The organism is Actinokineospora pegani, from assembly GCF_009745975.1.
Classification (GTDB): domain Bacteria; phylum Actinomycetota; class Actinomycetes; order Mycobacteriales; family Pseudonocardiaceae; genus Actinokineospora; species Actinokineospora pegani.
Genome location: NZ_WHOL01000098.1, coordinates 109882 through 135490 on the forward strand (window position 1 = coordinate 109882; position 25609 = coordinate 135490).

General features: G+C 72.3%; 23 protein-coding genes and 1 pseudogene. 13 read left to right on the forward strand and 11 right to left on the reverse strand.

Annotated elements, in window-relative coordinates; translation table 11 throughout:
* Positions 1 to 167: 167 nt before the first annotated feature.
* The 3 genes from GCL84_RS17840 to GCL84_RS17850 are packed head-to-tail and all read left to right on the forward strand — an operon-like array spanning position 168 to position 2844.
* A complete protein-coding gene (locus GCL84_RS17840; protein WP_156756623.1) occupies positions 168 to 857 on the forward strand; it encodes a histidine phosphatase family protein in 690 nt (229 codons plus the stop codon).
* Positions 858 to 877: 20 nt separating this feature from the next.
* Complete coding sequence (locus GCL84_RS17845) at positions 878 to 1696, forward strand: hypothetical protein (RefSeq protein WP_156756624.1); 819 nt, start codon at positions 878 to 880, stop codon at positions 1694 to 1696.
* Positions 1696 to 2844, forward strand: coding sequence for an acyl-CoA dehydrogenase family protein (locus GCL84_RS17850; RefSeq protein ID WP_156756755.1), 1149 nt, complete (start codon positions 1696 to 1698; stop codon positions 2842 to 2844). Before GCL84_RS17845 ends, GCL84_RS17850 begins: the two co-directional genes overlap by 1 nt.
* Before the next feature lie 250 nt (positions 2845 to 3094).
* On the opposite strand, the gene GCL84_RS17855 is transcribed toward GCL84_RS17850, so the two are convergent.
* A complete protein-coding gene (locus GCL84_RS17855) occupies positions 3095 to 4078 on the reverse strand; it encodes a LysR family transcriptional regulator (RefSeq protein ID WP_156756625.1) in 984 nt (327 codons plus the stop codon).
* Positions 4079 to 4261: 183 nt separating this feature from the next.
* On the opposite strand from GCL84_RS17855, the gene GCL84_RS17860 reads away from it, so the two are divergent.
* Both GCL84_RS17860 and GCL84_RS17865 read left to right on the forward strand, forming a co-directional pair.
* Positions 4262 to 5848 (forward strand): alpha/beta hydrolase family protein, encoded by a 1587-nt coding sequence (locus GCL84_RS17860; protein WP_156756626.1) that lies wholly within the window; start codon positions 4262 to 4264, stop codon positions 5846 to 5848.
* A 144-nt stretch (positions 5849 to 5992) separates the two neighbouring features.
* Entirely contained in the window at positions 5993 to 6595 is a 603-nt protein-coding gene (locus GCL84_RS17865) for a hypothetical protein (RefSeq protein ID WP_156756627.1), read from the forward strand.
* Positions 6596 to 6789: 194 nt separating this feature from the next.
* Here GCL84_RS17865 and GCL84_RS17870 read toward each other — a convergent pair whose 3' ends face one another.
* From GCL84_RS17870 to GCL84_RS17880, 3 genes are all read right to left on the reverse strand, one after another.
* Positions 6790 to 8001: an acyl-CoA dehydrogenase family protein gene (locus tag GCL84_RS17870; RefSeq protein ID WP_156756628.1), complete on the reverse strand. Its 1212-nt coding sequence runs from the start codon at positions 7999 to 8001 to the stop codon at positions 6790 to 6792.
* A gap of 25 nt (positions 8002 to 8026) precedes the next feature.
* A complete protein-coding gene (locus tag GCL84_RS17875; RefSeq protein WP_156756756.1) occupies positions 8027 to 9322 on the reverse strand; it encodes an acyl-CoA dehydrogenase family protein in 1296 nt (431 codons plus the stop codon).
* Between the two features lie 279 nt (positions 9323 to 9601).
* Positions 9602 to 10555 (reverse strand): D-2-hydroxyacid dehydrogenase, encoded by a 954-nt coding sequence (locus GCL84_RS17880; protein ID WP_235926385.1) that lies wholly within the window; start codon positions 10553 to 10555, stop codon positions 9602 to 9604.
* Between the two features lie 500 nt (positions 10556 to 11055).
* On the opposite strand from GCL84_RS17880, the gene shbA reads away from it, so the two are divergent.
* The gene (gene shbA / locus GCL84_RS17885; protein WP_268891360.1) at positions 11056 to 11679 is read left to right on the forward strand and encodes an RNA polymerase sigma factor ShbA; all 624 of its coding nucleotides are present in this window, start codon (positions 11056 to 11058) and stop codon (positions 11677 to 11679) included.
* A 72-nt stretch (positions 11680 to 11751) separates the two neighbouring features.
* Here shbA and GCL84_RS17890 read toward each other — a convergent pair whose 3' ends face one another.
* From GCL84_RS17890 to GCL84_RS17900, 3 genes and pseudogenes are all read right to left on the reverse strand, one after another.
* The gene (locus tag GCL84_RS17890; RefSeq protein ID WP_197523329.1) at positions 11752 to 12366 is read right to left on the reverse strand and encodes a class I SAM-dependent DNA methyltransferase; all 615 of its coding nucleotides are present in this window, start codon (positions 12364 to 12366) and stop codon (positions 11752 to 11754) included.
* Positions 12367 to 12415: 49 nt separating this feature from the next.
* Complete coding sequence (locus GCL84_RS17895; protein WP_156756630.1) at positions 12416 to 13273, reverse strand: MaoC/PaaZ C-terminal domain-containing protein; 858 nt, start codon at positions 13271 to 13273, stop codon at positions 12416 to 12418.
* Positions 13274 to 13302: 29 nt separating this feature from the next.
* Positions 13303 to 14013 (reverse strand): annotated as a pseudogene (locus GCL84_RS17900) (FAD-binding oxidoreductase); the annotation flags it as partial.
* 431 nt (positions 14014 to 14444) lie between these two features.
* Here GCL84_RS17900 and GCL84_RS17905 point away from each other — a divergent pair.
* From GCL84_RS17905 to GCL84_RS17920, 4 genes are all read left to right on the forward strand, one after another.
* A complete protein-coding gene (locus GCL84_RS17905; RefSeq protein ID WP_156756631.1) occupies positions 14445 to 15305 on the forward strand; it encodes a helix-turn-helix domain-containing protein in 861 nt (286 codons plus the stop codon).
* A gap of 8 nt (positions 15306 to 15313) precedes the next feature.
* On the forward strand, positions 15314 to 15514 hold the full coding sequence (locus GCL84_RS17910) for a DUF397 domain-containing protein (RefSeq protein WP_235926386.1): 201 nt from the start codon (positions 15314 to 15316) through the stop codon (positions 15512 to 15514).
* 154 nt (positions 15515 to 15668) lie between these two features.
* Positions 15669 to 17165 (forward strand): serine/threonine-protein kinase, encoded by a 1497-nt coding sequence (locus GCL84_RS17915; protein ID WP_328618779.1) that lies wholly within the window; start codon positions 15669 to 15671, stop codon positions 17163 to 17165.
* An 82-nt stretch (positions 17166 to 17247) separates the two neighbouring features.
* The gene (locus GCL84_RS17920) at positions 17248 to 18633 is read left to right on the forward strand and encodes a WS/DGAT/MGAT family O-acyltransferase (RefSeq protein WP_156756634.1); all 1386 of its coding nucleotides are present in this window, start codon (positions 17248 to 17250) and stop codon (positions 18631 to 18633) included.
* An 8-nt stretch (positions 18634 to 18641) separates the two neighbouring features.
* Here the strand turns inward: GCL84_RS17920 and GCL84_RS17925 are convergent, their stop codons facing one another.
* Complete coding sequence (locus tag GCL84_RS17925; protein WP_156756635.1) at positions 18642 to 18836, reverse strand: DUF5302 domain-containing protein; 195 nt, start codon at positions 18834 to 18836, stop codon at positions 18642 to 18644.
* A gap of 204 nt (positions 18837 to 19040) precedes the next feature.
* Here GCL84_RS17925 and GCL84_RS17930 point away from each other — a divergent pair, with 204 nt between their 5' ends.
* Positions 19041 to 19553, forward strand: coding sequence for a hypothetical protein (locus tag GCL84_RS17930; RefSeq protein ID WP_156756636.1), 513 nt, complete (start codon positions 19041 to 19043; stop codon positions 19551 to 19553).
* Positions 19554 to 19695: 142 nt separating this feature from the next.
* Here GCL84_RS17930 and GCL84_RS17935 read toward each other — a convergent pair whose 3' ends face one another.
* On the reverse strand, positions 19696 to 20745 hold the full coding sequence (locus tag GCL84_RS17935; protein WP_235926406.1) for an alpha/beta fold hydrolase: 1050 nt from the start codon (positions 20743 to 20745) through the stop codon (positions 19696 to 19698).
* A 91-nt stretch (positions 20746 to 20836) separates the two neighbouring features.
* Between GCL84_RS17935 and GCL84_RS17940 the strand changes: the two genes are divergently transcribed.
* Together GCL84_RS17940 and GCL84_RS17945 are read left to right on the forward strand one after the other, a co-directional pair.
* The gene (locus GCL84_RS17940) at positions 20837 to 21634 is read left to right on the forward strand and encodes an SAM-dependent methyltransferase (RefSeq protein WP_235926387.1); all 798 of its coding nucleotides are present in this window, start codon (positions 20837 to 20839) and stop codon (positions 21632 to 21634) included.
* Positions 21635 to 21761: 127 nt separating this feature from the next.
* A complete protein-coding gene (locus GCL84_RS17945; RefSeq protein WP_156756638.1) occupies positions 21762 to 22376 on the forward strand; it encodes a hypothetical protein in 615 nt (204 codons plus the stop codon).
* Between the two features lie 93 nt (positions 22377 to 22469).
* Here the strand turns inward: GCL84_RS17945 and GCL84_RS17950 are convergent, their stop codons facing one another.
* Both GCL84_RS17950 and GCL84_RS17955 read right to left on the reverse strand, forming a co-directional pair.
* Positions 22470 to 23627 carry an acyl-CoA dehydrogenase family protein gene (locus GCL84_RS17950; RefSeq protein ID WP_156756639.1) on the reverse strand — a complete coding sequence of 386 codons (1158 nt, stop codon included), beginning with the start codon at positions 23625 to 23627 and terminating at the stop codon, positions 22470 to 22472.
* The gene (locus GCL84_RS17955) at positions 23624 to 25609 is read right to left on the reverse strand and encodes an acetyl/propionyl/methylcrotonyl-CoA carboxylase subunit alpha (protein WP_156756640.1); all 1986 of its coding nucleotides are present in this window, start codon (positions 25607 to 25609) and stop codon (positions 23624 to 23626) included. The genes GCL84_RS17950 and GCL84_RS17955 overlap by 4 nt, the downstream gene beginning before the upstream one ends.

Consider the following 25609-nt stretch of genomic DNA (forward strand, 5'->3'; position numbering starts at 1 on the left):
CCTGCCCTGCCCAAGATCATCTTCCCTTGGGGACCCCCGATTTCAACGTTACCCACGGGCACCGACAACTCCCCCCGACCAAGCCGGACTTGTCCACAAGTCCCAATCCCATCCACAGCCCGCAGCGACCCGTTGACTCCCCACCCCAGCCCCGGTTCGCTGGCTGTATGCCCCAGAAGATCCGCCAGCACCGCTACCAGCCCCCACCCGGCGCGACCGAGCTCCTGCTCTTCCGGCACGGCGAATCCGCGCCCGCCGACCCCGACCGCCGCTTCCCCCTGATCGACGGCCAAGGCGACCCGGAACTCGCGCCGGAAGGACGCGCCCAAGCCGCCGCCATCGCGGTCAGGCTCAAGAACACACCCCTCGACGCCATCTACGCCTCCACCCTGCGCCGGACCGTCGAGACCGCCCAACCGCTCGCCGACGCGCTGGGGCTCAGACCCGAGGTCGACCCGGACCTGCGGGAGGTGCACCTCGGCGACTGGGAGGGCGGGCTCTTCCGGCAGAAGGTGGCCCAGGGCGACCCGGTGGCCTTGCGCCTGCGGGCCGAGCAGCGGTGGGACGTCATCCCGAACGCCGAGAGCAGGGAGAGCCTGTCCGGCAGGCTGGTCGGCGCGGTCGGGCGCATCCACGCGCGGCACCCCGGTCGGCGGGTGGCGGTGTTCACCCACGGCGGCGTGATCGCCGAGGTGCTGGCGCGGGCGAGCGGGTCGGAGCCGTTCGCGTTCCTGGGGGCGGACAACGGGTCCCTCTCGCACGTCGTGGTGGTCGGCGACACGTGGGCCGTGCGGCGGTTCAACGACACCGCGCACCTGGCTGACGACTTGTCGATCTCCGGATCGCCGCAGAGCTGAGGGCGTGGTTGGGTGTGGGCATGGCGCTTGCGCGGTACCTCGACGGGTGGCAGCCGGGGGCGGTGACGTCCGACGACGCGGTCGACGCCGCGCAGGCGGCGGCGTTCGCGGCGGTGATCGACCAGGAGCCGCCGGAGGGGGTGCTGCCGCCGCTGTGGCACTGGTTCAACTTCCTGGACCAGCCCAGGGGCGACGAGCTGGGACCGGACGGGCACCCGCTGCACGGGCACTTCCTGCCGCCGCTGCCCGACCGGCGGCGGATGATCGCGGGCGGGCGGCTGAGCTGGCGGGCGCCACTGCGGTTCGGGTGGTCCGCGCGGCGGGTGTCGAGCCTGTCCGGGGTGGAGGTCAAGCAGGGCCGCGGCGGCGAGGTCGTGTTCGTCACCGTGCGGCACGAGGTCTCCCAGCGCGGCGCGCTCTGCCTGGTCGAGGAGCACGACATCGCCTACCGCAGCGGCGATCCCGGGCCCAAGCGGTTCGACCGTCCACAGCGGACACCGCTCTCCGAGTCGCCGTGGCAGTTGCCCCTGCGGGCCGACCCGGTGCTGCTGTTCCGGGTGAGCGCGCTGACCGCCAACCCGCACCGCGTCCACTACGACGCGCCCTACGCGCACCAGGAGGAGGGGTATCCGGACCTCGTCGTGCACGGTCCGCTGCTCGCGCTGCTGATGGCCGAGCTGCCGCGCCGGGCCGGGGTGGCGATGGTGTCGATGCGCTACCGGTTCGCCAAGCCGGTGTTCGCGGGCGACCCGGTGCTGGTGACCGGTGGGCTCGACGGGGCGCTGTCGGTGGTGGGCGCGGGCATCCACGCCGAGGCCGAGGCGCGGTTCGACCTGTGATCGCGGACCTGTCGACCGAGGAGCGCGCGATCGTCGACACGGTCGCCGAGTTCGTCGACGAGCGGGTGCGGCCGGTCGCGCGGGACCTTGAGCGCGCCGACACCTACCCGGACGCGCTCATCGCGGAGATGAAGCGGCTGGGGGTGTTCGGGCTGCTGGTGCCGGAGCCCCACGGGCAGGCGCGGGTGTCGGCCCCGTGCTTCGCGCTGGTCACCGAGGAGCTCGCGCGCGGGTGGATGAGCCTGGCGGGGGCGATGGGCGGGCACTCGGTCGTGTGCGCGCTGCTGGTCCGCTTCGGCACCGAGGAGCAGAAGGCCGCCTACCTGCCGCGCCTGGCGACCGGGGAGTTGCGGGCGACGATGGCGCTGACCGAGCCCGCGGGCGGCTCGGACCTGCAGGCGATCACCACGACCGCCCGCCGCGACGGTGGCTCCTACGTGGTCGACGGCGCCAAGACGTGGATCTCCAACGCCCGGCGCGCGGGGCTGATCGCCCTGCTGTGCAAGACCGACCCGGCGGCCGAGCCCGCGCACCGGGGCATCAGCGTCCTGCTGGTGGAGAAGGTCCCCGGGGTGGAGGTGTCGCGCGACCTGCCCAAGCTGGGCTACAAGGGCGTCGAGAGCTGCGAGGTCCGCTTCGACGGCGTCCGCGTCCCGGCGACCGCCGTGCTGGGCGGTGCGCCCGGCCGCGGGTTCGCGCAGATGATGTCCGGCCTGGAGGTCGGGCGCATCCAGGTGGCCGCCCGCGCGACCGGCGTCGCCCGCGCGGCCCTGGACGACGCGGTGGACTACGCGAGGACCCGGGAGACCTTCGGCCAGCCGATCTGGCGGCACCAGTCCGTCGGCAACCTGCTCGCCGACATGGCCACCCGGCTCACCGCGGCCAGGACGCTGCTCGTGCACGCCGCCACCCGCCTCGAGCGGGGCCACCGCGTCGACCTGGAGGCGGGCATGGCCAAGTTGTTCGCCTCGGAGGCGGCGCTGGAGATCGCGACGAGCGCGCTGCGCGTGCACGGCGGTCACGGCTACTCCACGGAGTTCACCGTCGAGCGCTACTTCCGCGACGCGCCGCTGATGATCGTGGGCGAGGGCACCAACGAGATCCAGCGGACCGTGATCGCGCGCAGGCTCATGGAGGACGGCTTGTAGGGCAGTGCTGGGTCAGTGCTGAGCCGGGGCCGCGACGAGGGCCCCGGAGACGAGCTCCGGGGCCCCGCGGCTCTCATCGCACGAGGGCGCGATGCGCGGTGTCCCGGCCGCGATCGCTTGGCGATGAGCGCACGGCCGGCGGGGCTTCGGGAGTCGACCCTGCACGACGCCGAAGACGCCGACCAACCCCCATGGTCCTCGCCCTGGCCCGGGTGGGGCAAACCCGGGTCCACTTTCCGGTGACAACCGGTCAGGCCAGCGGGTCGGCGAGGGCCCCGCGGTCCGCCCACCACCGGCTGTAGCTGGTGTTGCGGTCGACGATGGCCAGGTAGGCCTCGCGGACGGCCCGGTGCAGCAGCACCGGGTCGATCGGGCACGGGTCGCGCCAGGCCAGGTCGACCCGCTCGAGGATGGGGTCGCCGGTGAACGGGCGGACCACCAGGCCCCGGCCCTCGGTGGAGGTCGGCTGGGCCAGGCTGACGCACTGGCCGGTGCTGACGAACTCGCGGGCGGAGCTGGCGTCGGAGATCTGGTGGTTGATCCTGGGCTCGAACCCGGCCGCCCGGCAGGCGTGCCGCAGCGGGCCGACCCCGCCGTGGTCCTCCTGCGGGTCGACCAGCCAGTCCTCGCCCGCCAGGTCGACCAGGTCGATGGTCTCGGCGGCGGCCAGCGGGTGGTCTTCGGCGATCGCGACGAACTGCGGCTCCCTGGGCACCACGACCGCGCGCCGCACCCCCTCCACCTCGGGGATCTCGAAGCCCAGGTAGTCGATGACGACCGCGGCGTCGAGCCTGCCCGCCTTGACCCTGGCCAGCACCGCCGCCGCCGACGGGTCGGTGTGCACGGACACGGCCGGGCGCGGGGCGTCCGGGCCCCGCTGCCGGGCGTAGAGGTCGGCGAGCCGGGTGGTGACCACCGACAGCAGCGGGCCGGGGAACCCGCCCAGGCGCAGCTCGACCCGCCCGCCGGACGTCGTGGGCGATGGCTCGCCGCGCAGGTCGGCCATGCCGCTGACCACGGTGCGCGCCTTGGCCAGCACGGACCGGCCGAACGCGGTCGGCACGGCACCCGTGCGCACCCGCTCGAACAGCGGGGCGCCCAGCGACTTCTCGATGCGCTGCAGTTGGGAGGTCAGCGATGGCTGGGACAGCCCGAGCGCGGCCGCGGCGCGGGTGATGCTGCCCTCGTCGGCCACCGCGATGACGATTCGCAGGTGGCGGAACTCCAACTCCATGGTGCAATGCTATTTGGCCGGGGCCATGTGCACTTTCCACACCCGATTACTCATCCCGTGACAACTTTCACGCAGTGCCGAACCGTGCCTTGACCTGCGAGAATGAATGTCAATACGTTCTATGAACCGGCATGTTCGCAAAAGAGGGAGTACGCAGTGGGTGTCCGACGACGTGCACTCGGGGTGATCGTCGCGGCCGCGGCGGTGGTCGGCGGCGTCCTCGCCGTGGTCCAGCCGTCCGCGGTCGCCGACGACGGCCCGGGCAGCCTGGTGAGCTCGACCCCGCTGGCGGGCGGGCAGTTGCCCTCCGGGGCGGCGGCCGGGCACAAGATCCGCTACACCTCGACCGGCCCGACCGGCGCCCCGAACGAGGTGACCGGCCTGGTCTACCTGCCGCAGGGCCCCGCGCCCGAGGGCGGCTGGCGGGTGCTGTCGTGGGCGCACGGCACCACCGGCGTGGGCGACGACTGCGCGCCGTCCGTGCTCAACCCGAACGGCTACCTCAGCCACTGGTTGCAGGCGGGCTACGCCGTCGTGGCCACCGACTACGCGGGCATGGGCACCGAGGACAAGCACGCGTACCTGGCGGGCGAGGCCGCGGCGCACAACGTCATCGACATCGTCCGCGCCGGTCGGGCGCTGGACCCGGGCCTGTCCGAGCACTGGTTCGTCGCAGGCCAGTCGCAGGGCGGGCACGCGGCGGTGCACACCGGCCGGGTGGCCACCACCTACGCCCCCGAGCTCGACTTCCGGGGCACGATCGGCCACGGCGTGCCGTCGAACCTGTCCTACTTCGTGTCGCTGATCGGCCCGAAGTTCCCGCCCGCGCTGGCCAGCAACGGCACCAAGCTGTTCTTCACCTACATCCTCGCGGGCGCGCGCGTCGCGATGCCGGACTTCGACCTGGCCTCCTACCTGACGCCGCTGGGCACGGAGATCGTCGACAAGGCCGAGGTGCTCTGCAGCGGCGCGCTGATGCAGATCATCAGCTTGACCAACCTCGCGGACATGTTCACCAAGGACCTCGGCGCCGAGTTCCAGCAGGCGTGGGGTGCCGTCTTCGACGTCCCGGTCACCGGCTACGACCGCCCCCTCATGATCATCCAGGGCACCAACGACGAGGTCGTCCCCACCGCCCTGACCCAGCAGCTCGTCGACGACCTCGAGGCCAACAACCAGCCCCTGACCTACAAGACCTACCCCGCCAGCCACACCGGCGCCCCCGAGACCGCCATCCAGGACGCCCTCGCCTTCGCCGACACCCTCTTCGCCGACATCGAGGAGCCCGAGGAGCCCCTGGCCGAGACGGTCCTCAAGATCGACCCGGAGACCGCGGGCTGGCACACCACCCCCTTCTCCGCCACCTGGTCCGCCACCGGCGCCACCACCTGCGACGCCACCACCTACAGCGGACCCGACACCACGACGGGCCGCGTCACCGGCGCCTGCACCGACGCCCAGGGCCGCCGCACCGCCGAGAAGCCCTACACCTTCAAGTACGACGGCACCGCCCCCGACGCGAACCTCACCAGCGCGGGCTTCGTCCGCTCCCTCACCGGCACGACCGCGGACGCCACCTCCGGCGTCGCCTCCGTCGAGGTCACCCTGACCGAGCTGTTCGGCAAGAGGGTCGTCAAGCAGGCCACCCTCACCGGCGACACCTGGTCCCTCACCGGCGTCAAGGGCATCTACACCGCCACCGCCGTGGCCAAGGACAACGCGGGCAACCGCAGCCCCGCCACCCAGCCCAAGCTGGTCCTCGTCTACTGAGCACCCCGACCTGGCCCCAGACAGCGAACGCCCCTCGGTCCGCACAGGACCGGGGGGCGTTCGCTGTTTGTGTTCACGCTAAGTAACGTCGGATGAGGGTTCTGCGACGTGGTGGTGAGCCACTGAGAGCAGGAGCATTCGAAGATGAAGCAGTTGTTGGCGGGAGCATTCGTCCTGAGCGTCCTAACGGCGTGTACGGCCCACCCGGACACGGCCTCGAGCCAGGCGGCGCTCGACGCCCAGCACTCCGCCGACCGGGCAGCGCCGAGCGCCAGCGCCGAACACGCGGCGGACACCCCCGCGAAGTCGCCCCGCGGCAACCTGGTAAAGCAGATCGGCGAGGCCGCCGGGGTTTCGCCCACCCAGGGCGGTGCCTCCACGGTCACTTTCAGCATCGAGAAAATCACCGTGGACCCGAAGTGCACCGACGGCTTCAGCGAGAAGTCGGCAAAAGGCCACTACATCGCCCTGGAGATGACGGTGAAGACCGAGCCGACATACGACAGCGACGAGATGATGATGTTCTCCATCAACCCGTACTCGTTCTCGGTCGTGGGCCAAGACGGCGTCACGGAGACCGAGGTCGCCGCCACCTACCCCTGCGTGGACCCGAAGGACCACCTGACCTCGGACGCACTCTCGCCCGCCTCGCAGTACAAGGGCGTGGTCATGCTCGAGTCGAAGAGCACATCGGGCCTGCTCGTGTTCCGACCGGCGGGCTCCAGCGGTTGGGAATGGGCGTTCTGACGGCACCCTCAAGCCAGCAGAGCGCGTAGGCAGTGGCCCCGCAGCCCACTGCTGCGACACCGGCCAGACTTGGCCGCGCGGGCGGCCTCCGAACGGCCTGAGAAGGCTCTGGTCGCAAACCACTCAAACGACGACAACGACCCCCGAGTCCGCAATGGACTCAGGGGCCGTTGTGCCAATCTGTTGCTACACAATCACTTCAGCTCAGCCGACGACTTCCCGAGCAGGCGACGGGCCACGATGAGCTGCTGGATCTGCTGGGTGCCCTCGAAGATGTCGAGGATCTTCGAGTCCCGGGCCCACTTCTCCAGCAGCGAGTTCTCGCTGTACCCCAGCGACCCGGTCAGCTCCACGCACCGCAGCGTGATGTCCGAGCCGGAGCGCCCGGCCTTCGCCTTGGCCATCGAGGCCTGCAGCGAGTTGGGCTGGCGGTTGTCGGCCATCCACGCGGCCTCCATGGCCAGCAGGTACGCGGCCTCGTAGTCGGCCTCGAGCTGGAGGAAGGTGGCGGCGGCGGCCGACTGGACCTGGGCGGGGCGGTCGTAGTCGATGACGACGCCGGAGTCCTCCAGGATTCGGCGGGTTTCCTCCAGGGAGGCGCGGGCCACGCCGATGGCCATGGCGGCGACGAGGGGGCGGGTGTTGTCGAAGGTCTGCATGACCCCCGCGAAGCCCTGTTCGGTGTTGACCTCGGGGGAGCCGAGCAGGTTGTCCTTGTGGACGCGCACGTTCTCGAGGCGGAAGTGGGCGGTGTCCGAGGCGCGGATGCCCAGCTTGTGCTCGAGGCGGACCAGCTCGAAGCCGGGGGTGCCGCGGTCGACCACGAAGCTCTTGATGGCGGCCTTGCCCAGCGAGCGGTCCAGGGTGGCCCAGACGACGACGCAGTCCGCGCGTTCGCCCGAGGTCACGAAGATCTTCTCGCCGTTGAGGACGTAGTAGTCGCCGTCCTTGACCGCGGTGGCGCGGATGGCGCCGGAGTCCGAGCCGGTGTCGGGCTCGGTGATGGCCATGGCGGCCCACTTGCCCTTGTACCGCTCGAGCTGCTCGTCGTTGGCGACCGAGGCGATGGCCGCGTTGCCCAGGCCCTGGCGGGGCATCGACAGCAGCAGGCCCACATCGCCCCAGCACATCTCCATGGTGCCGAGCAGGAGCTGCATGTTGGAGCCGTTGCGGTTGCCCGGCTTCTCGTCCTTCTTGCCGTCGCGGCGCACACCACCGGCGCCCGCGCCGCCGCCGGAGGCCGACAGGCCGTCCAGCAGGGCGGCCAGCATGTCGAGTTCCTTGGGGTAGGTGTGCTCGGCCTGGTCGTACTTGCGGGAGTTCGGGCGGAAGAACTCGGCGGCGGCCGCGTGGGCCTGGTCCACGAGCTGCTCGAACTTCTTGGGGATCTCGAGGTTGATCGTCATCTCAGCTAATCCTCTTCTGGGGCCCTCAGACGAGGACGATGCCTTCGGTGAGACCGATAGCGCGCAGGTCGCGGTACCAGCGCTCGACGGGGTGCTCCTTGACGAACCCGTGCCCGCCGAGGAGCTGCACACCGTCGTTGCCGATCTGCATGCCCTTCTCGGCGCACAGCCTGCGGGCGAGGGCGGTCTCGCGGGCGAAGGTCTTGTTCTGCTCCGCGCGCGCGGCGGCCTTGTAGGTCAGCAGCCGCATGCCCTCGAGCTCGATGCCGATGTTGGCGACCATGAAGGCCACCGACTGGCGGTTGGAGATGGGCTCGCCGAAGGCGTGGCGCTCGTTGACGTAGGGGATCACGTAGTCGAGCACGGCCTGGCCGGTGCCGACGGCCAGCGCGCACCAGCCGATGCGCGACAGGCGGATGGCCTCGGCGTAGGCGTCGGCCTTGCCGCCGCCGAGCAGCGCGGTGGCGGGCAGCTTGACCTTGTCCAGGCGCAGGCGGCCCATGCCCGCGGCGCGCAGGCCCATGGCGGGCTCGGACTCGACCGAGACGCCCGGGGTGGCGGACTCGACGATGAACAGCGCCGGGCCGCGGCCGTCGAGGTCGGCGGCGACGACGAACAGCTCGGCCTGGTTGGCGCGCGGCACCAGGGACTTCACGCCCTCGAGCACGAAGCCGCCCGCGGTGCGGTACGCCTTGGCCTTGAGCGAGAACGGGTCGAACAGCGGCGTCGGCTCCTGCACGGCCAGCGCGGCGGCGGGGACGTTCTCGCCGACGAACGCGGGCAGGTAGGTCGACTGCTGGGTCTCGTCGCCCCACAGCACCAGGGCGTTGGAGACCGCGGACGGCGCGAGGCAGGCCACGGCCAGGCCCATGTCGCCGTGCGCGAGGGCCTCGGCGACGAGCACGTTGGTGACCGCGGAGCGCTCGGTGCCCAGGCCGCCGAGCTGCTCGGGGACGCCGACCAGCGTCACGCCCAGCTCCTGGATCTGCGACAGCAGGCCCTGCGGCGCCTCGCACTTGGCGTCGGCGTCGGCGGCGATGGGGCGGATCTGCTCGGCGGCGAACTCGACCACCGTCTCGCGGATCATGCCCTGCTCTTCGTCAGGGGTGATGTCGAACTGGCCGCGCTGCGGGGCGGCGGGCAGGCGCTCGGGCTTGCTCTGCTTGGTGGCCGAGGCGAAGGTGCGGCTCGCGGCGCCCGCGGCGACGAAGCCCGCGCGGGTCGTCTCGTACAGGCCCTTCTCCACCGGCTTGCGAAGGCCGAAGCGGTCCAGGACCTCGGCGCCCGCCAGCTTGTTCAACGCGGCAAGGACAGTCCCCATGGCGTCGCGCCTGGGCTGCCCGGTGCCCGCTCGTTCCTTCGTGGCCATGAAGCTCCCACCTCGATGTCGACCCGGTCGATCCGGCTAACCTACTCTAGAGTAGCAATCGGTTCGGATCGACCCGTGTGACCGGCGTCACTCGCTTGGACTAGTCGTCGAAACCCGGCCGCCGCATGGTGTTCACCCAGCTCAGGGCCGTGATTTCGGCATCACGGCCAGTTATGGGGTGGTGACGCGGATGGCTGGCGACAGGCGCGGGAATTGTCCGCCGCGCACAAATCAGCGGCGCTTGTCGACAACTCCGACCATCGGCTTGCCCGCCAGGTAGCGCTCCAGGTTGTCCCGGAAGCGGCGCACGAGTTCCTCGCGCCAGCCGATGACGTCGCTGGACATGTGCGGGGAGATCAGGACGTTGGGCATGTCCCACAGCGACGACGAGGGCGGCAGCGGGTCGTCGGGGAACACGTCGAAGGCCACGCCCGCGATCTCGCCCGCGTCCAGCGCGTCGATCAGGTCGGGCTGCACGACCAGGCCGGAGCGGCCGATGTTGACCAGCCGGGCGGTCGGGCGCATGGCGCGCAGGAACGAGGCGTCCACCATGCCCTGCGTCTCCGCGGTCAACGCGGCCGCGATGACCACCCAGTCGTGGTGGGGCAGCACCGAGCGCAGTTGGCCGTAGGGGACGACGTCGCCGAGGTCGGGGTCGTCGGCGCGCGACACGCGGGCGGCCCCGGAGACCACCACGCCCGCGGCGCCGAGCTTGCGGGCGACCGCGCGGGCGATCGGCCCGCCGCCGACGACGAGGGCGCGCGAGCCCGCGACCCGCTCGGTCTCGCGCTGCTGCCAGTGCTTGCGCTGCTGCATGCGGATGATGGCGGGCAGGCGCTTGGCGAAGGCCAGGACGAGGCCGAGGACGTACTCGGCCATCGGCTCGTCGAACACGCCGCGGGAGTGGGTCAGCACGACGTCGCTCTCACGCAGCTCGGGGAACAGCAGGTGGTCGACCCCGGCGCCCGCGGCGTGCACCCAGCGCAGCGCGTTCGCGCCGTCCCAGGCGCGGCTGAGGGCGGTGGTGCGCCCGTCCCACACGAACAGCACGTCGGCGCCGTTGAGCGCCGAGAACAGGTCGGACGAGCGGGCGTAGCGGATGCGGGCCAGCGCCTCGACCTGTCCCATCGCGGGCGGCCGGTCCGCCGCGTGCAGGACGACCACGATCGGCGTGCCGCTGTCCATCAGCTGAGTTCCCTCCCTGTTGCCCGTTGCTCCATCAGTGGAAGTCATCACCCTTGTGGAGTAGTGCGAATCGCGCAGGCCGCGGAGGCGGCCCGGCCGCACCCGGCCCTGGCCCCCACCCCGGTCGCCGGGGCTGCGGTACCAGCCTACGGCTGTCGACCGGAACACACAGAAGTGCAGGTTGGACCGGATATCGTACGACGGACGGGCGAACCGGCCGCCGTCCGGGGCGTTCTGCGCCAGCTTGGGACCTTGGACCCTGTCCGGCGCGAGGTTGAATCGAGAACTATCACCCTCATGCAGCAGTGGACCCTCTGGTGTGGGGCGAAGAACCCGGCTACGATCACTCTCCGTCAGGGCCACCATCGAATCCGACGGTCTAACGGACGGGAACCGCGGTGAGCCGGGACACCAGCACCGTTCCGGACCTCGCTGGCGCACCCACCCACACTGGCGCGCCGAACACTCTGGGGGCTCATGTGAGTTCTTCTCCACCACCCGTGCCCGGCACGGCCAAGCCGCGGTCGACCGCCACCACGGACGCGGTCTTCACCCGGCTCAAGAGCGGCGCGTTCCACGAGCTGGTCGCGGCCTCGATGGCGGGCGACGAGCAGTCGATCGGCACCCTGTTCGCCTGGATCAACCCGGCGATCGTGCGCTACTGCCGCGCCCGCATCGGCCGCACCGGCAGCGCCTACTCCTCCGCCGACGACGTGGCCCAGGAGATCATGCTGGCCGTCCTCGGCGCGCTCCCCCGCTACAACGACGCGCCGGAGTCGTTCCTGCCGTTCGTGTACGGGATCGCCTCGCACAAGGTGGCCGACTACTACCGCCGCGCGGGCCGCGACCGCTCCGACCCCGTCGCCGACGTCCCGGACACCATCGACCACGGCCTGGGCCCCGAGCAGGCCACCCTGCGCGGCGAGATGCGCTCCCGCTTGGTCGGGCTGCTCGACACCCTCGCCCCCCGCCAGCGCGAGATCCTCGTCCTGCGCCTGGTCGTCGGCCTCTCCGCCCAGGAGACCGCGACCGCCATCGGCCTCACCGCCACCGCCGTGCGCGTGGCGCAGCACCGGGCGCTGACCCGCCTGCGCGGCAGCCTGTCGATCCAAGACTGGGTGTAAGAGCCCCGGGAAGACCGCGAAGGCCCCGTTCGCTGGAACGCGGGCCTCGCGGTGTCCTGGTCAGAGGGCTGGTCAGAGAACCCTGGCGCGCAGGTAGAGCTGCACCTCGATGCGCCCCGGCTCGGCCTGCGTCTCGTACTCGCGCATCGACACGACCTCGAAGCCCGCCTCCGCGACCACCTGGCGCAGCCGGTCCGGCGGGTAGGCGGTCACCGTGGTCGGCGAGCCGAGGAAGTTGACCGGCAGCGCGTCGAAGTCGCCCTGCACCATGCTGATCAGCACCAGCTTCGGGCCGCGCAGCAGACCGCGGATGCCCTCCAGCGTCCGGACGACGTCGGCGCGCGGGAGCATCAGCAGCGCGAAGAAGGTCACCACGGCGTCGAACTCGCCGAGGGCGTCCAGCTCGCGCAGGTCGCCCTGGATGTAGGTGGCGCCGGGGGCCTGCTGGGCGGCGAGTTCGAGCATGACCGAGGACTCGTCGACGCCGACGGTGTCCATGCCCGCGGCGACGAGCTGCTTGCAGGTGGGCAGTCCGCTGCCGCAGCCGAGGTCGAGCACGCGGGAGCCGGGGGGGAGCTGCTCGATGAGCCACTGGGCCTCGCCCATCTGGACGTCGCGCTCGACGAACGACTCGTCGTAGCGCGCGCCGATGAGGTCGAAGGGGGCTGGGGAGGTCTCGTCGGTCACGCGAGACAGCATGCCCGCGCGCACCGCCCTGGTCCAGGGTGGTGCGCAACTATCCCCAGCGCAGTTCCACGGCGTCGAGCACGGGCGCCTCGTCGCGGCCGGGGGCGGTGGTCGTGGCGCGCAGCGCCGAGTCCTCCAGCCAGGCCCGGGTGCGCAGCGACTCGCCCGGGTAGACCACTCCCGCGAAGCGGGCGCTGAACCCGGTCACCGGGTCCGCGTCACCGTCGAGGACCGCTCCGACCAGGGCCTTGCACACGACGCCGAAGGTGCACAGGCCGTGCAGGATCGGCGCCGGGTAGCCCGCGGCCCTGGCGAAGGCCGGGTCGGCGTGCAGCGGGTTGGCGTCGCCGCAGAGCCGGTAGAGCAGGGCCTGCTGCGGCAGGGTCGCCGAGTCGATGGCGAGGTCCGGCGGGCGGTCGGGCTCCCACGGCGCCGTCCTGGGGCCCCGTCCGCCGCCGAAGCCGCCCGCCCCGCGCACGACCAGCGTCGACTGGCTCGTCCACAGCGGGCCTGCGTCGGCGTGCGCGGTGGCGTCGATGACGACCACGGCGTCGACCCCCTTGTCCCACACGTGCGAGACCACCCGCTGGACCCGCACCGAGCCCGAGGTCGGCAGCGGCACCGGCAGCGCGACCGACTGGGCGCCGTGCAGCACCTTGGCCAGGTCGGCGCGGACGCCGGGCAGCCGCAGCGCGGGTGGCTCGAACATGCCCAGGCTGGGCACCAGCGCGGCGTAGGTGGGCAGCACGCGCAGGTCGTCCTCGTAGGCGTAGCGCAGCTCGCGGGGGTCGAACGGGTCGCTGCCCGCGCCGAGGGCCAGGTTGTAGCGCAGCACGTCGACCGGGGACCAGGTGTGCTCGACGTCGGGCAGCCGGGAGCCGACCGCGGCGGCGGGGTCGACGCTCATCCCGCCGCGCGGCTGGGCAGCGGCTTGCGCTCGGCGCGCTCGAACGGGTTGGCCGCCAGCGACACGAAGCGCTCCATGTGCCTGCGCTCGCGCGGGACCTCCAGCAGCGTCAGCGCCTCGGTGACCGCGGCCATGAACGGCTGCGGGCCGCAGGTGAAGCAGTCGTGCGCCGCCGCGTGCGGGCGCGCCAGCTCCACCAGCGCCCCCGCCGACGGCAGGCCGCGCTCGGTCTCCAGCCAGTGGGTCACGGTGAGCCGGTCGCCGTGGCGGGCGCGCAGCGCGTCGAGGTGCTCGGCGAAGATCACCGAGTGCCGGTCGCGGTTCGCGTAGACCAGGGCGACGTTGCGCTCGCCCTGCTCCAGGGCCGACTTGAGCACGGACATCACGGGGGTGATGCCGGAGCCGCCCGCGAACAGCAGCAGGTCGTCGTCGTAGTGCTTGGGGCCGAAGACCCCGGACGGGGCGAGGACCTCGATCTCCTGGCCCGCCTCGACGTTGTCGCAGATCCAGTTCGAGGCGTACCCGTCGGCGGTGCGCTTGACGGTGACCTGCGGGCGGTCCCCGACGTGCGGGGAGCTCGACAGCGAGTAGCAGCGCGCCACCGACCCCGTCCGCTCGCTGGGCACGCGCAGGGTGAGGAACTGGCCCGGCCGGTAGTCGAGGTCGGCGTCGAACACGATCGACCGCGCGTCGGGGGTCTCGGCGACCACCTGGGCCACTGGCAGCAGGTGCGAGGTCAGAGCGGCCACCGGGTACCTCCATGTTCCACGCGCGCGGGGCGCAGCCACGACGAGCAAGCCAGGTACTGACATGTACCTGACCATCATCGTCTGCCGACCCACCCCGCGCCAAGCCCCCGCGGAGCGCCTGGCCGCGCCCCACCCCTGCCCGGACTCCGCGCGGCGGGTCCCACCGCCGCCACAGCCGAGGGAGCGATCCGACATATACATGGGGCAAGTCATTTGAGTAATTGCAATGCTGTTTCCCCCACAAGGGGCAGAACGCCCGCACTCCGGATACGTTCGACCGGACCAGCGCGGAAGCAACACGATCGCATGACATGTCTCGCTGACGGACAGCCGGGAGGTGTACCGTCTACGCGGTTATGCAATTGCATGAAAACAATCCGCACCACCGACGGCCCCGGGTCGGCGGCTGACAAGGAGAGCCGATGCCCGGACAGGGGCCCCTGATCCCCCGACGCAGGCTCGGCGCCGAACTGCGCCGCCTCCGGGAGGCCGCGGGCCTGCACCTCAACCACGCGGCGGCGCACCTGGAGTGCAGCACCAGCAAGATCAGCCGCTTGGAGACGGGCCAGGGCATCCCCAAGTCCCGCGACGTGCGCGACCTGCTGGGCCTCTACGGCCTCGCGGACCAGAAGGCCGTCGACCGCCTGATCCGCCTCGTCGGCGAGGGCAAGCGCCAAGCCTGGTGGCAGGAGCTCAACGCCGCCCTGACCACGAACCTCGACCAGTACATCTCCCTGGAGTCCGAGGCCTCCCTGCAGCGGGACTTCTCCATGTCGGCGATCTTCGGCCTGCTGCAGACCGAGGAGTACGCGCGGTCACTGCTGCGCGCGATCGACCCCGTCGCCGAGGCCGCGACGATCGACAAGCGCGTGGAACTGCGCATGCAGCGCCAGGTCGCCCACCGCGCGCGCACCGACCGGCCGCGCCTGGACGTGATCCTCGACGAGTCGACGCTGCGGCGCACCGTGGGCTCGCCAGCGACCATGCGAGAACAGCTCGCCACGCTGCTCGAGGTGAACCCGACGCGCCACGACCGGCTCCGGGTGCTGCCGTTCAGCGCCCCGCCCGACATGGGCACGCAGTGCTCCTTCGTCATCTTCACCTTCGACAGCGACTTCGACAGGAACGCCGTCCACATCGAACTCCCCGGTGGCGACCGTTGGTTGGAGGTGGAATCCGACGTGCGGCGGTACACCGAATTCTTCCAGTCCCTCGCGGAGAAAAGCCTCGGCGAGGATGAATCGGATGCCATGATCAGCAGGATCATGGCCGAGCACAAATAGGAATGTCTGTGACAACCCGTTCCGAATTCCGGCAGAGCAGCTTCTGCTCCAACGGCAACTGCGTCCAGGTCGCCATCCTCGGTGACGGCTCCGCCGCCCTGCGGGACTCCAAGAACGCCGCCGCGCCCGCGCACACCATCTCCCGGGCGGGGTGGGACCAGTTCCGCGCCAGCCTGAAATCCGGGGAGCTCGCGGCACGCGCTGTCTGATTCCCGTCGCTGCCCCCGACCGGTCGGGCGGACGAATGGCCGGTGCTCCCGGGTGGTTCGCTAGTCTCGGACGTCGGAGTCGGGGACGGGAACCACACACGAGGAGAGGCTGGTCATCGAACAGGGTCAGCTGGTCGCCGGCCGGTACCGGCTGCTGGACGTCATCGGCAGCGGCGCGATGGGCATCGTCTGGCGGGCCAAGGACGAGCGGCTCGAACGGGTCATCGCGATCAAACAGCTCGTGGTGCGCGCCGGGCTCAGTCCCGCGCAGACCGACGAGGCGCGGCGGCGGGCGATGCGCGAGGCGCGGATCGCCGCGCGGCTGCAGCACCGCAACGCCATCGCCATGCTCGACGTCGCCGAGCACGCGGGCGACCCGTGCCTGATCATGGAGTTCCTGCCCTCGCGCAGCCTGTCCGCGGTGATCGCCGAGCGCGGGACGCTGCCGCCGGAGCAGGTCGCGGCGATCGGGTCGCAGGTGGCCGCCGCGCTCGCCGCCGCGCACGCGGCCGGGATCGTGCACCGCGACGTCAAGCCGGGCAACATCCTGCTCGACGACAAGGGCACGGTGAAGATCACCGACTTCGGCATCTCCCGGGCCATCGATGACGGCACCGTCACCGAGACCGGGATGCTCGCGGGCACCCCCGCCTACCTGGCCCCGGAGATCGCGCGCGGGCAGGACCCCAGCCGCGCCTCCGACGTGTTCTCCCTCGGCGCCACGCTCTACCACGCGGTCGAGGGCACGCCGCCGTTCGGCCTGAACCAGAACCCGCTGGCGCTGCTGCACGCGGTGTCGTCGGGCCACATCGACCCGCCCCGCCGCGCCGGGGACCTCACCGGCCCGCTGATGGCGCTGCTCAGCGTCGCCCCGGACGAGCGGCCGACCATGGAGCAGGCGGTCTCCGCGCTGGCCCAGCCCACCGCGCCGCTGCCCGCCCAGGCTCAGCCCCGCAAGCCCCCGCGCGAGGACCGCACCGTGCCCGCCAGGGCCGCCGCGCCCCCGCCCACCTCCCGGATGCCCTCCGCCGCGCCCCGCCAGCAGCGCCCGGCGCCACCCGCCCCGCGCGCGCGGCCCGCCCGGCCACAGGGCAGGCAAGCGCAGGGCAGGCAGGCGCAGGGCAGGGGTGTGCTCATCGGCGCGGGCCTGGCCGTGGTCGCGCTGCTCGCGGCGGTGGTGACCGTGGTGCTGACCAACCGGAACAACGGCCAGGAGACCACCCAGCCCGGTGTCGTCACCAGCTTCGTCACCGTGCCCGGCGAGCCGGGCGAGCCGCCGTCGACGGTCCCCGTGACCAGCCCGCCCACCACGGTGGACGCGGCCGACGGGAAGGTGACCGACTACAGCAGCGCGGGCAGGCTGGTGATCCAGTTCTACGGCGACGCACCCCTGGACCAGCGGTGGGCGATGCTCGGTCCGAACGCCAAGGCGGTGTTCGGCGACCGGGCCGGGTTCGACCAGCACTGGGGCCAGTTCGCCTACGTCAGCTCGGCCAACGCCCGCGGTGTCACGCCCAACGAGGACGGCTCGGTCAACGTGCCGGTGCAGGTGACGACCAAGACCGCCGACGGGGCGGAGGAGACGCGCGGCAGGCAGGTGAAGGTCGTGTCCAGCGGCGGGGCGCTGCTGATCGACTCCGACCCGAGGTGACCGCGCGTCCACCCCGGACCGTGATTGCGGTGGCCACGATCGGGTGGCAGCGTGGGGGGCGCCGAGGTCGAGGAGGACCCCCATGCCCGTGATGCCGGTGACGGACTCGATGTTTCTGCTCGGTGAGACGCGGGAGCACCCGTTGCACGTCGGCGGGCTGCAACTGTTCGAGCTACCCGAGGGGGCCGGACCCGGCTACGTCAGCGACCTGCACCGCGGGCTGCTCGAGCACACCGACATCCGGCCGCTGTTCCGCCGCCGCCCGCGCGGGCCGATCGGCACCGTCGGGCAGTGGGTCTGGGGCAGCGACGACAACCTGGACCTGGAGTACCACGTCCGGCTGTCCGCGCTGCCCACCCCGGGCCGGGTGCGCGAGCTGCTGGAGCTGGTGTCGCGGCTGCACGGCTCGCTGCTCGACCGGCACCGGCCGCTGTGGGAGTGCCACTTCATCGAGGGCTTGCAGGGCAACAGGTTCGCCGTCTACACCAAGGCCCACCACGCCCTGCTCGACGGCGTCTCGGCGCTGCGGCTGCTGGAGGACACGCTCTCCGCCGACCCCGACGACATGGGCGTGCGCCCGCCGTGGTCGCCGCGGGCGCCCACCAGCGCGGTCGTCGCGCCCGCGCGCCGCGAGCCCGCGCGCCGCGAGCCGGAGCCCCTCGCCGGGCTGGTCTCGGCGGCCAAGACCGCCCGCGGCGTGCTGGGACTGGGGCCCGCGATCGCGCGCTACGTCAACCAGGTGTTCCAGGAGCAGTCGGCGACGCTGCCGTTCGACACCCCGAAGTCGATGTTCAACGTGCCGATCACCGGCGCCCGCCGGTTCGCCGCGCAGGGCTGGCCGCTCTCGCGGATCCGGGCCGTCGGCGCGGCGGCGGGCGCCACGGTCAACGACGTCATGCTGGCGATGTGCGCGGGGGCGCTGCGCGAGTACCTGCTCGAACTCGGCGAGCTGCCGGACAAGCCGCTGGTGGCCGGGGTGCCGATCTCGCTGCGCGAGGGCGAGGCGGTGGGCGGCAACGCCGTCGGGCTCATCCTGTGCACCCTGGCCACCGATGTGGCGGACCCGGCGCGGCGGTTGGCGCTGATCGCCGAGTCGATGCGGCGGGGCAAGGACTTCTACCGCGGCATGACACCGCTGCAGATCACCGCGCTGAGCGCCATCCCGTTCGCGCCGCTGGCCGCGTCACTGGTGCCCGGCGCGGTGAAGGTGACCCCGCCCGCGTTCAACCTGCTGATCTCCAACGTGGCCGGTCCGGACGTGCCGCTGTACTGGAACGGCGCGCGGATGACCGGGGTGTACCCGGTCTCGGTCCCCTACGAGGGCCAAGCCCTCAACATCACGGTGACCAGCTACAACGGCGACATGGAGTTCGGCCTCACCGGCTGCAGGCGCAGTGTCCCGCGCCTGCAGCGGATGTTGGGGTTCATCGAGGACGCGCTGGCCTCGATGGAGGAGCACCCGCGCTGAGGGCCTGATCAGCCGGACTTGCGGCGGAACTGGCGCCTGCCGCCCGCGCGGCCGTGGGCGTCGCCCACCTTCGAGCCGCCGGTGGTGTGCTCCTGGCCTGCCTGCGACTTGGCCTGCTTGCGCTCCAGCGCGGCTTTGAACTTGCTCTTGAGGTCCTCCGGCTCGGTGCTCTCCTGCTGCGCGTCGGGCTGGTCTTGCGACACTGGGACCTCCGTGTAGGGCTCGGGCCACCCACCCTGGCACGGGCGGGGTCGCCGAGTCGATCGGTTTCCAGGTTACCGGGCGTCAACGGAAGCGGTCCCCGCGACGGCGGCCACCCGCGACCCGCCGGGCGGGCGCGGCGTCCATCGGGCGAGCGTGAGGGCCATGATCGGCCCCACTACGCTGGCGCGCGGAGGAAGTGAACGGTGAACCTGCTCGACCACATCGCGTCCGTGGCGGCGCTGACCGGCCGCCTGGACCACGACCCGCGCGCGCTGGCGGCGGATGAGCACCTGCGCTTCGAGTGGTACCGGTCAGCCGACCCGGTTGACGAGCGCGCTTTCCTGCGGCTGGTGCTGCGAGATCCCGAGGTCGAGATGGCCACGGCGGCCGTCGTGGCCCGCATCGACGAGCGCGGCCGGGCCCGCGGGGACTTCCACGCGTGGGCCGCGGCGGTCGAGGCCTCGATCGAGCACGTCGACTTCCTTAAGCACCGGCTCGACGAGTGGAAGCTGCTGCGCGACGCGCTGGCGGGCCGCCCCGTGCCCAGCGACGCCGTGCTCGCCGCTTCCGACTGGGCCCAGCGCCGCCTCGCCGCCGAGGTCGACGGGGACCTGCTGGCGCTGCTGGCCGTGCACGGCCGCACCCGCCGCGTCCGCGCGCTGACCCGCGTCCCCCGCCCGGTCCGCCGCCCCCACGACACCGACGACCCGCGCTAGACCCTGTTTCACCAACCCGCCACCCGCCCCCTCGTCCCCACCCGGCACCGTCCCCGATCCGGGAACCACGGCCGCCGGACAGCAGGTAGGCAGCTCCCGACACAGACAACAGCGCCTGCGGCCACCCACTTCTGAAACAGCGCTAGAGCGGGTTGTGCCGGTCGAGGAACTGGTCGATGTGCCGCCAGGTCGTGGTGCGGGCGGCCCGGCCCGCCAGGACGCCGAGGTGCCCGCCGGGGCAGGTGTGGAACTCGACCTCGGGCGACCTGTCCAGGATGTCGACGACGCGGCGCACGGCGCGGTGCGGGGCGATGGTGTCGCTGTCGCCCGCGATGACCAGGGTGGGGACGGCCACCTGGCGCAGGGCGATGCGGCGGCCGCCGAGGTCGAGTTCGCCGTGGGCGAGGTCGTTGGCGCGGAAGAACCGGTGGTAGATCTGGCCGAACGTGCGCCCGGGGTAGGCGGCCATGTTGTCGGTGAAGCGGTCGACGGCCTCGAGCTGGGCCAGGTAGTCGGCGTCGTCGAGGTTGCGCAGCACCGCGTAGGGCTTGGTGATCACCTTGTCGATCGCCGAGATCTGGAAGGCGCGCTTGACCAGGGCCCGGGGCGCGCCGCCGAGGAGCCGGTAGGCGGGGGTGAACAGCCAGCTGTCGGCGATGTCGGTCAGCGGCTTGATCGGGGCGACCAGCGGGATGGCGGACATGTCGATCGGTGCGGCGACCGTGGTCAGCGAGGCGATGGGCAGGTCCTGGCGGTCGGCGGCCACCAGCAGCGACATGATCCCGCCCAGGCACCAGGCCACCACGTGCACCGGGCGGCCCCCGGCGTCGCGGGAGGCCGCGGCGATGGCCTGCGGCAGCACGTCGTCGACCCAGTGCTCCAGGCCCAGGTTGCGGTCGGCGAAGCTGACCTGGCCGTAGTCGACGAGGTAGACCGAGCGCCCCCGCCCGACCAGGTGCCCGGCGAGGCTGCAGCCGCGGCGCAGGTCGAAGCACAGCGCCGGGGCGGCCAGCGGCGGCACCAGCAGCACCGGGTCGCCGCCGCCGCGCGGGGTGAACCGGTAGACCGAGCGGGTCCGCCCCTTGTCGACCAGGGCCCGCGGGGTGGGGCGCAGGTCGGCGAGCCCGCCCCGGAACAGCTTGGCGGACACGTTCGCCGTCGCCGAGGACACCCACTGCGGCGCCGTTGCCAGTCCCACTGCTGCTCCCCGTGCTCGACGCGTGCCCGGAGCCGGACACGCGTCTAGTATCCCTGTGAGCAGTGGGTAACTGGGGAGGTACGCGGTGTCAGACGACTCGGAGCGTTCACCGGGGCTGGACCCGGCCGCCATCGACCCGGAGCGGCCGCACCCGGCCCGCATCTACGACTACCTGCTCGGCGGGGCGTGCAACTTCGCCCCCGACCGGGAGTTCGCCGACCGGTTCCTCGCCGTCATGCCCGCGGCCAAGACAGCGGCGCTGCTCAACCGCGACTTCCTGCGCCGCGCGGTGCGCGAGAGCCGCGCGGCGGGCATCACCCAGTTCCTCGACCTGGGCTCCGGCATCCCCGCCGTGGGGAACGTGCACGACACCGTGCCGGACGCGCGGGTGGTCTACGTCGACAGCGACCCGATCGCCGTGGCGCACAGCGAGATCGTGCTGCGCGACTCCGACCGGGCGGTGGCGCTGCTGGCCGACATGCTCGACACCGACGCGGTGCTCGGCGCCCGGGCGACCCGGGAGCTGATCGACTTCGAGCAGCCGGTCGCGCTGCTGATGGTGGCGATCCTGCACTTCGTGGCCGAGCCGGAGGAGGCGATCCGCCGCTACGTCGAGGCGCTGGCCCCCGGCAGCGTGCTGGTGATCACCCACGGCACCGGGGAGGCCAAACTGCCTGGCTCGGACCAGGTCCTCGCGCTCTACGCCGAGAACGGCACCCCCGGCGTCGACCGGGGCAAGGCGGACCTGCTGGCGCTGGTCGAGGGCCTGGAGGTGCTCGAGCCCGGCGTGGTGTGGACGCCGCAGTGGCGGCCGGACACCGAGCTGGACGGGCGCGACCCCCGCGAGTCGATGGCCTACGCGCTGGTGGCCCGCAAGCCGTGAGACGGCCGTCATTATCGTGACCCCGGTCACATTGCCCCAACGTCCGCCGCGATCCACCCGTCTTCCCACTAGGCGCAACGAGCGCCGCATCCACACGGATGACCACAAGGGATTCGGGGGAATTCTTGTGCGCAAGGCACTTTTGTCCGCGTTCGCGGGCGCGACAGTCACCTTCGGACTGGTCGGGCTGGTCGGCAGCGCCTCGGCCGACCCGGTCACCGCCACCGCCGACCTCGACGGTGACGGTGTCGCCGACACCGTCACCGCGCGAACCGTCCCGGGCGACCCGACCAGGCAGCAGATCACCGCCACCGTCAACGGCCGCGAGTACACCGCCACCGGCGACTCCGACCCCAACGGCGTCCAACCCCTGCGCGTCACCGACGTCAACCGGGATGGCGCCAACGAGGTCATCACCACCGGCTACCTCGGCGCCAACACCGTGACGATGACGATCTGGGTCCTGCACAACGACAGCCTCCAGGCCGTCTTCGGCCCCGCAGGTGAGCCCTTCTACCTCTACGAGGGCGGCGGCGTCTCGCAGGTCAACGGCTACTCGTGCGCCGAGGGCACCATCCAGGTGACCAGCGGCGACGCCGACAACCCCGGCGGGCAGGACCCCACCTACAGCGGCGAGGTCATCGCCTACACCCTGGACGGCGCGATGCTCCAGCTCGCGGGCGAGACCGTCTCCTTCGAGGGCGAGCCCCGCCCCACGCCGGACCCGCAGACCTGCGTCTGACAGACGCGAAATCGGGGGTCCCCCGTCCAGGGGGACCCCCGATTTCCACGCTACGGCCCAGGGCCGACAGTTCCGTGGAATCCGTCCACAGGCTCAGGCGGGCAGGCCGAGTTCGCGGGCGATGAGCATGCGCTGGACCTCGCTGGTGCCCTCGCCGATCTCGAGGATCTTGGCGTCGCGGTAGAAGCGGGCCACCGGGTACTCGTTCATGAAGCCGTAGCCGCCGAAGACCTGGGTGGCGTCCCGGGCGTTGTCCATGGCGGCGTTGGAGGCGACCAGCTTGGCGATGGCGGCCTCCTTCTTGAAGGGCTGGCCGCGCAGCATCCTGGCCGCGGCGGCGTAGTAGGCGAGGCGGGCGGTGTGGGCCCGGACCTCCATGTCGGCGATCTTGAACTGGATGGCCTGGTAGCTGCCGATGGGGTTGCCGAAGGCCTCGCGCTCGGCGGCGTAGGTGAGCGACTCGTCGACGCAGCCCTGGGCCAAGCCGGTGGACAGGGCGGCGATGGCGACGCGGCCCTCGTCCAGTGTGGACAGGAACTGGGCGTAGCCGCGGCCGACCTCGCCGAGGACGTTCTCGGCGGGGACGCGCACGTCGGTGAAGGACAGCTCGCGGGTGTCGGAGGCGTTCCAGCCGACCTTGGAGTACTTCTTCGACACCCCGAGGCCGGGGGTGCCCGACGGGATGATGATGGCGGTGATCTCCTTGCGGCCGTCGGCCTTGACCCCGGTGACGGCCGTGGCGGTGACCAGCGCGGTGATGTCGGTGCCGGAGTTGGTGATGAAGGCCTTGGAGCCGTTGACCACCCACGAGTCGCCGTCGCGGCGGGCGGTGGTGCGGGTGGCGCCCGCGTCGGAGCCGCCGCCGGGCTCGGTCAGGCCGAAGGCGCCCAGCGCGCGCCCTGCGGCCAGGTCGGGCAGCCAGCGCCGCTTCTGCTCCTCGGTGCCGTACCGGTAGATCGGCATCGCGCCCAGCGACACCCCGGCCTCGAGGGTGATCGCGACCGAAGAGTCGACCCGCGCCAGCTCCTCCAGCGCCAGGCACAGCGCGAAGTAGTCGCCGCCCATGCCGCCGTGCTCCTCGCTGATGGGCAGGCCGAACAGGCCCATCGCGCCCATCTTGGCGACGATCTCGTACGGGAACTCCTCGCGCTCGTAGAGGTCGCCGATGACCGGCGCGACCTCGGCGCGGGCGAACTCCCGCACGGTCTCGCGCAGCGCCTCGTGCTCCTCGCCCAGCTCCATGTCGATCATGATTCAGCCTCCGGTGGGGTGACCACGGCCAGGGTTTGCGCCAGCGCGACCTGGTTGCCCGCGCGGACGGGGATCTCGGAGACGACGCCGTCGACCGGTGCGGTGACGGTGTGCTCCATCTTCATGGCCTCCACGACGACCAGGGGCTGCCCGGCGACCACCCGCTCGCCCTCGGCGACCTTCACCACGAGCACCGTGCCGGGCATGGGGCTGGTGACCGGGCCGCCCGCACCGGCGGCCCCCGCGTCCCCGTCCAGCACCGAGTGCTCCGCCACCGCCCAGGTCCGCCCCGCGCCCGCCAGCCACAGGGTGGGGCCCGACGCCGCGCGCGCGAACCGCAGCACGCGCCCGTCCAGCACGACCCGCAGGTCGTCGCCGACCACGGCGGCCGAGGCCCGCACGGCCCCGGCCGCGCCGACCGACACCGACGCCGCCGACGGCGACCCCGTCACGCGCACGGTCTCGGCCCGACCGCCGCAGGTCAGCCGCAGCACGACCGGGGCGTGCGCACCCGGCCGCCAGCCGTTGGGCACGTCCCACGGGTCGACCACGGTGCCGACCGGCTGCGAGGCGGCCAGCCGGTCGAGCGCCGCCGCGGCGAGGACCTCGTCCGGGACCTCGGCGGCGCCGGTGAGCCGCTCGAGCGAGCGCTCGACCAGCCCGGTGTCGAGCCTGCCCGCGCGCACGTCGTCGTCGGCGAGCAGCGCGCGCAGGAAGGCGGTGTTGGTGCCCACGCCGAGCACGACCGTCTCGGCCAGCGCGGCCGACAGCCTGGCCAGCGCCTCGGCCCGGTCGGCGCCGTAGGCGATGACCTTGGCCAGCATCGGGTCGTAGTCGGAGCCGACGACCGTGCCCACGCGCAGCCCGGAGTCCACGCGCGCCCACTCGGCGGTCGGTTCGCGCAGCGCCAGCACCGTGCCGCCGGTGGGCAGGAACCCGGCGGCCGGGTCCTCGGCGTAGACGCGGGCCTCGATGGCGTGCCCGTGCGACTGCACCTCGTCCTGGGTGATCGCCAGCGGCTGCCCGGCGGCGACGCGCACCTGCTGCTCGACCAGGTCGAGGCCGGTGACCAGCTCGGTGACCGGGTGCTCGACCTGCAGGCGGGTGTTCATCTCCATGAAGAAGAACTCGTCGGGCCGGTCGGCGGAGACGATGAACTCGACGGTGCCCGCGCCGGTGTAGTCCACGGCCTTGGCCGCCTCGACCGCCGCCCGCCCCATCCGCTCGCGGGTCTCGGCGTCGAGCAGCGGCGACGGGGCCTCCTCGACGACCTTCTGGTGGCGGCGCTGCAGGCTGCACTCGCGCTCGCCGAGGTGCACCACCGCGCCGTGGGCGTCGGCGAGCACCTGGATCTCGATGTGCCTGGGTCGCTGGACGAAGCGTTCGACGAGCAGCGTGTCGTCGCCGAAGGAGCCGCGCGCCTCGCGCCGGGCGGACTCGATCGCCTCGACCAGGCCCGCCGCGGAGTGCACCAGCCGCATCCCCTTGCCGCCGCCGCCCGCGGACGGCTTGAGCAGCACGGGGAAGCCGACCTCGTGCGCGGCCTCGGCCAGCGCCGCGTCGTCCATGCCCGGCTCGGTGCGGCCGGGCACGACGGGCACGCCCGCGGCGGTGACGGTCAGCTTCGCGCGGATCTTGTCGCCCATCGCCTCGACGGCGGCGACCGGCGGGCCGATGAACACGATCCCGGCGGCGGCGCAGGCGCGGGCGAAGTCGGCGTTCTCGGCGAGGAAGCCGTAGCCGGGGTGGATGGCCTGCGCGCCGGTCCGCTTGGCCGCCGCGACGACCTTGGCGATGTCGAGGTACGACTCGCGGGCGGCGGACGGTCCGATGTGGACAGCTTCGTCCGCGTCGCGCACGTGCGCCGCGTCGGCGTCGGCGTCGCTGTAGACGGCGACGGAGCGCACACCGAGGCGGCGCAGCGTGGCGATGACCCGGACGGCGATCTCGCCCCGGTTGGCAATCAGCACGGTGCTGAACAT

Bases quoted from the DNA above. Each gene is read 5' to 3' on its own strand.
- GCL84_RS17920 (WP_156756634.1), top strand. From the start codon at position 17,248: ATGCCCGTGATGCCGGTGACGGACTCGATGTTTCTGCTCGGTGAGACG.
- GCL84_RS17865 (WP_156756627.1), top strand. From the start codon at position 5,993: ATGAAGCAGTTGTTGGCGGGAGCATTCGTCCTGAGCGTCCTAACGGCG.
- GCL84_RS17955 (WP_156756640.1), bottom strand. From the start codon at position 25,609: ATGTTCAGCACCGTGCTGATTGCCAACCGGGGCGAGATCGCCGTCCGG.
- GCL84_RS17855 (WP_156756625.1), bottom strand. From the start codon at position 4,078: ATGGAGTTGGAGTTCCGCCACCTGCGAATCGTCATCGCGGTGGCCGAC.
- GCL84_RS17950 (WP_156756639.1), bottom strand. From the start codon at position 23,627: ATGATCGACATGGAGCTGGGCGAGGAGCACGAGGCGCTGCGCGAGACC.
- GCL84_RS17875 (WP_156756756.1), bottom strand. From the start codon at position 9,322: ATGGGGACTGTCCTTGCCGCGTTGAACAAGCTGGCGGGCGCCGAGGTC.
- GCL84_RS17840 (WP_156756623.1), top strand. From the start codon at position 168: ATGCCCCAGAAGATCCGCCAGCACCGCTACCAGCCCCCACCCGGCGCG.
- GCL84_RS17905 (WP_156756631.1), top strand. From the start codon at position 14,445: ATGCCCGGACAGGGGCCCCTGATCCCCCGACGCAGGCTCGGCGCCGAA.
- GCL84_RS17895 (WP_156756630.1), bottom strand. From the start codon at position 13,273: ATGAGCGTCGACCCCGCCGCCGCGGTCGGCTCCCGGCTGCCCGACGTC.
- GCL84_RS17880 (WP_235926385.1), bottom strand. From the start codon at position 10,555: ATGGACAGCGGCACGCCGATCGTGGTCGTCCTGCACGCGGCGGACCGG.
- GCL84_RS17845 (WP_156756624.1), top strand. From the start codon at position 878: ATGGCGCTTGCGCGGTACCTCGACGGGTGGCAGCCGGGGGCGGTGACG.
- GCL84_RS17870 (WP_156756628.1), bottom strand. From the start codon at position 8,001: ATGACGATCAACCTCGAGATCCCCAAGAAGTTCGAGCAGCTCGTGGAC.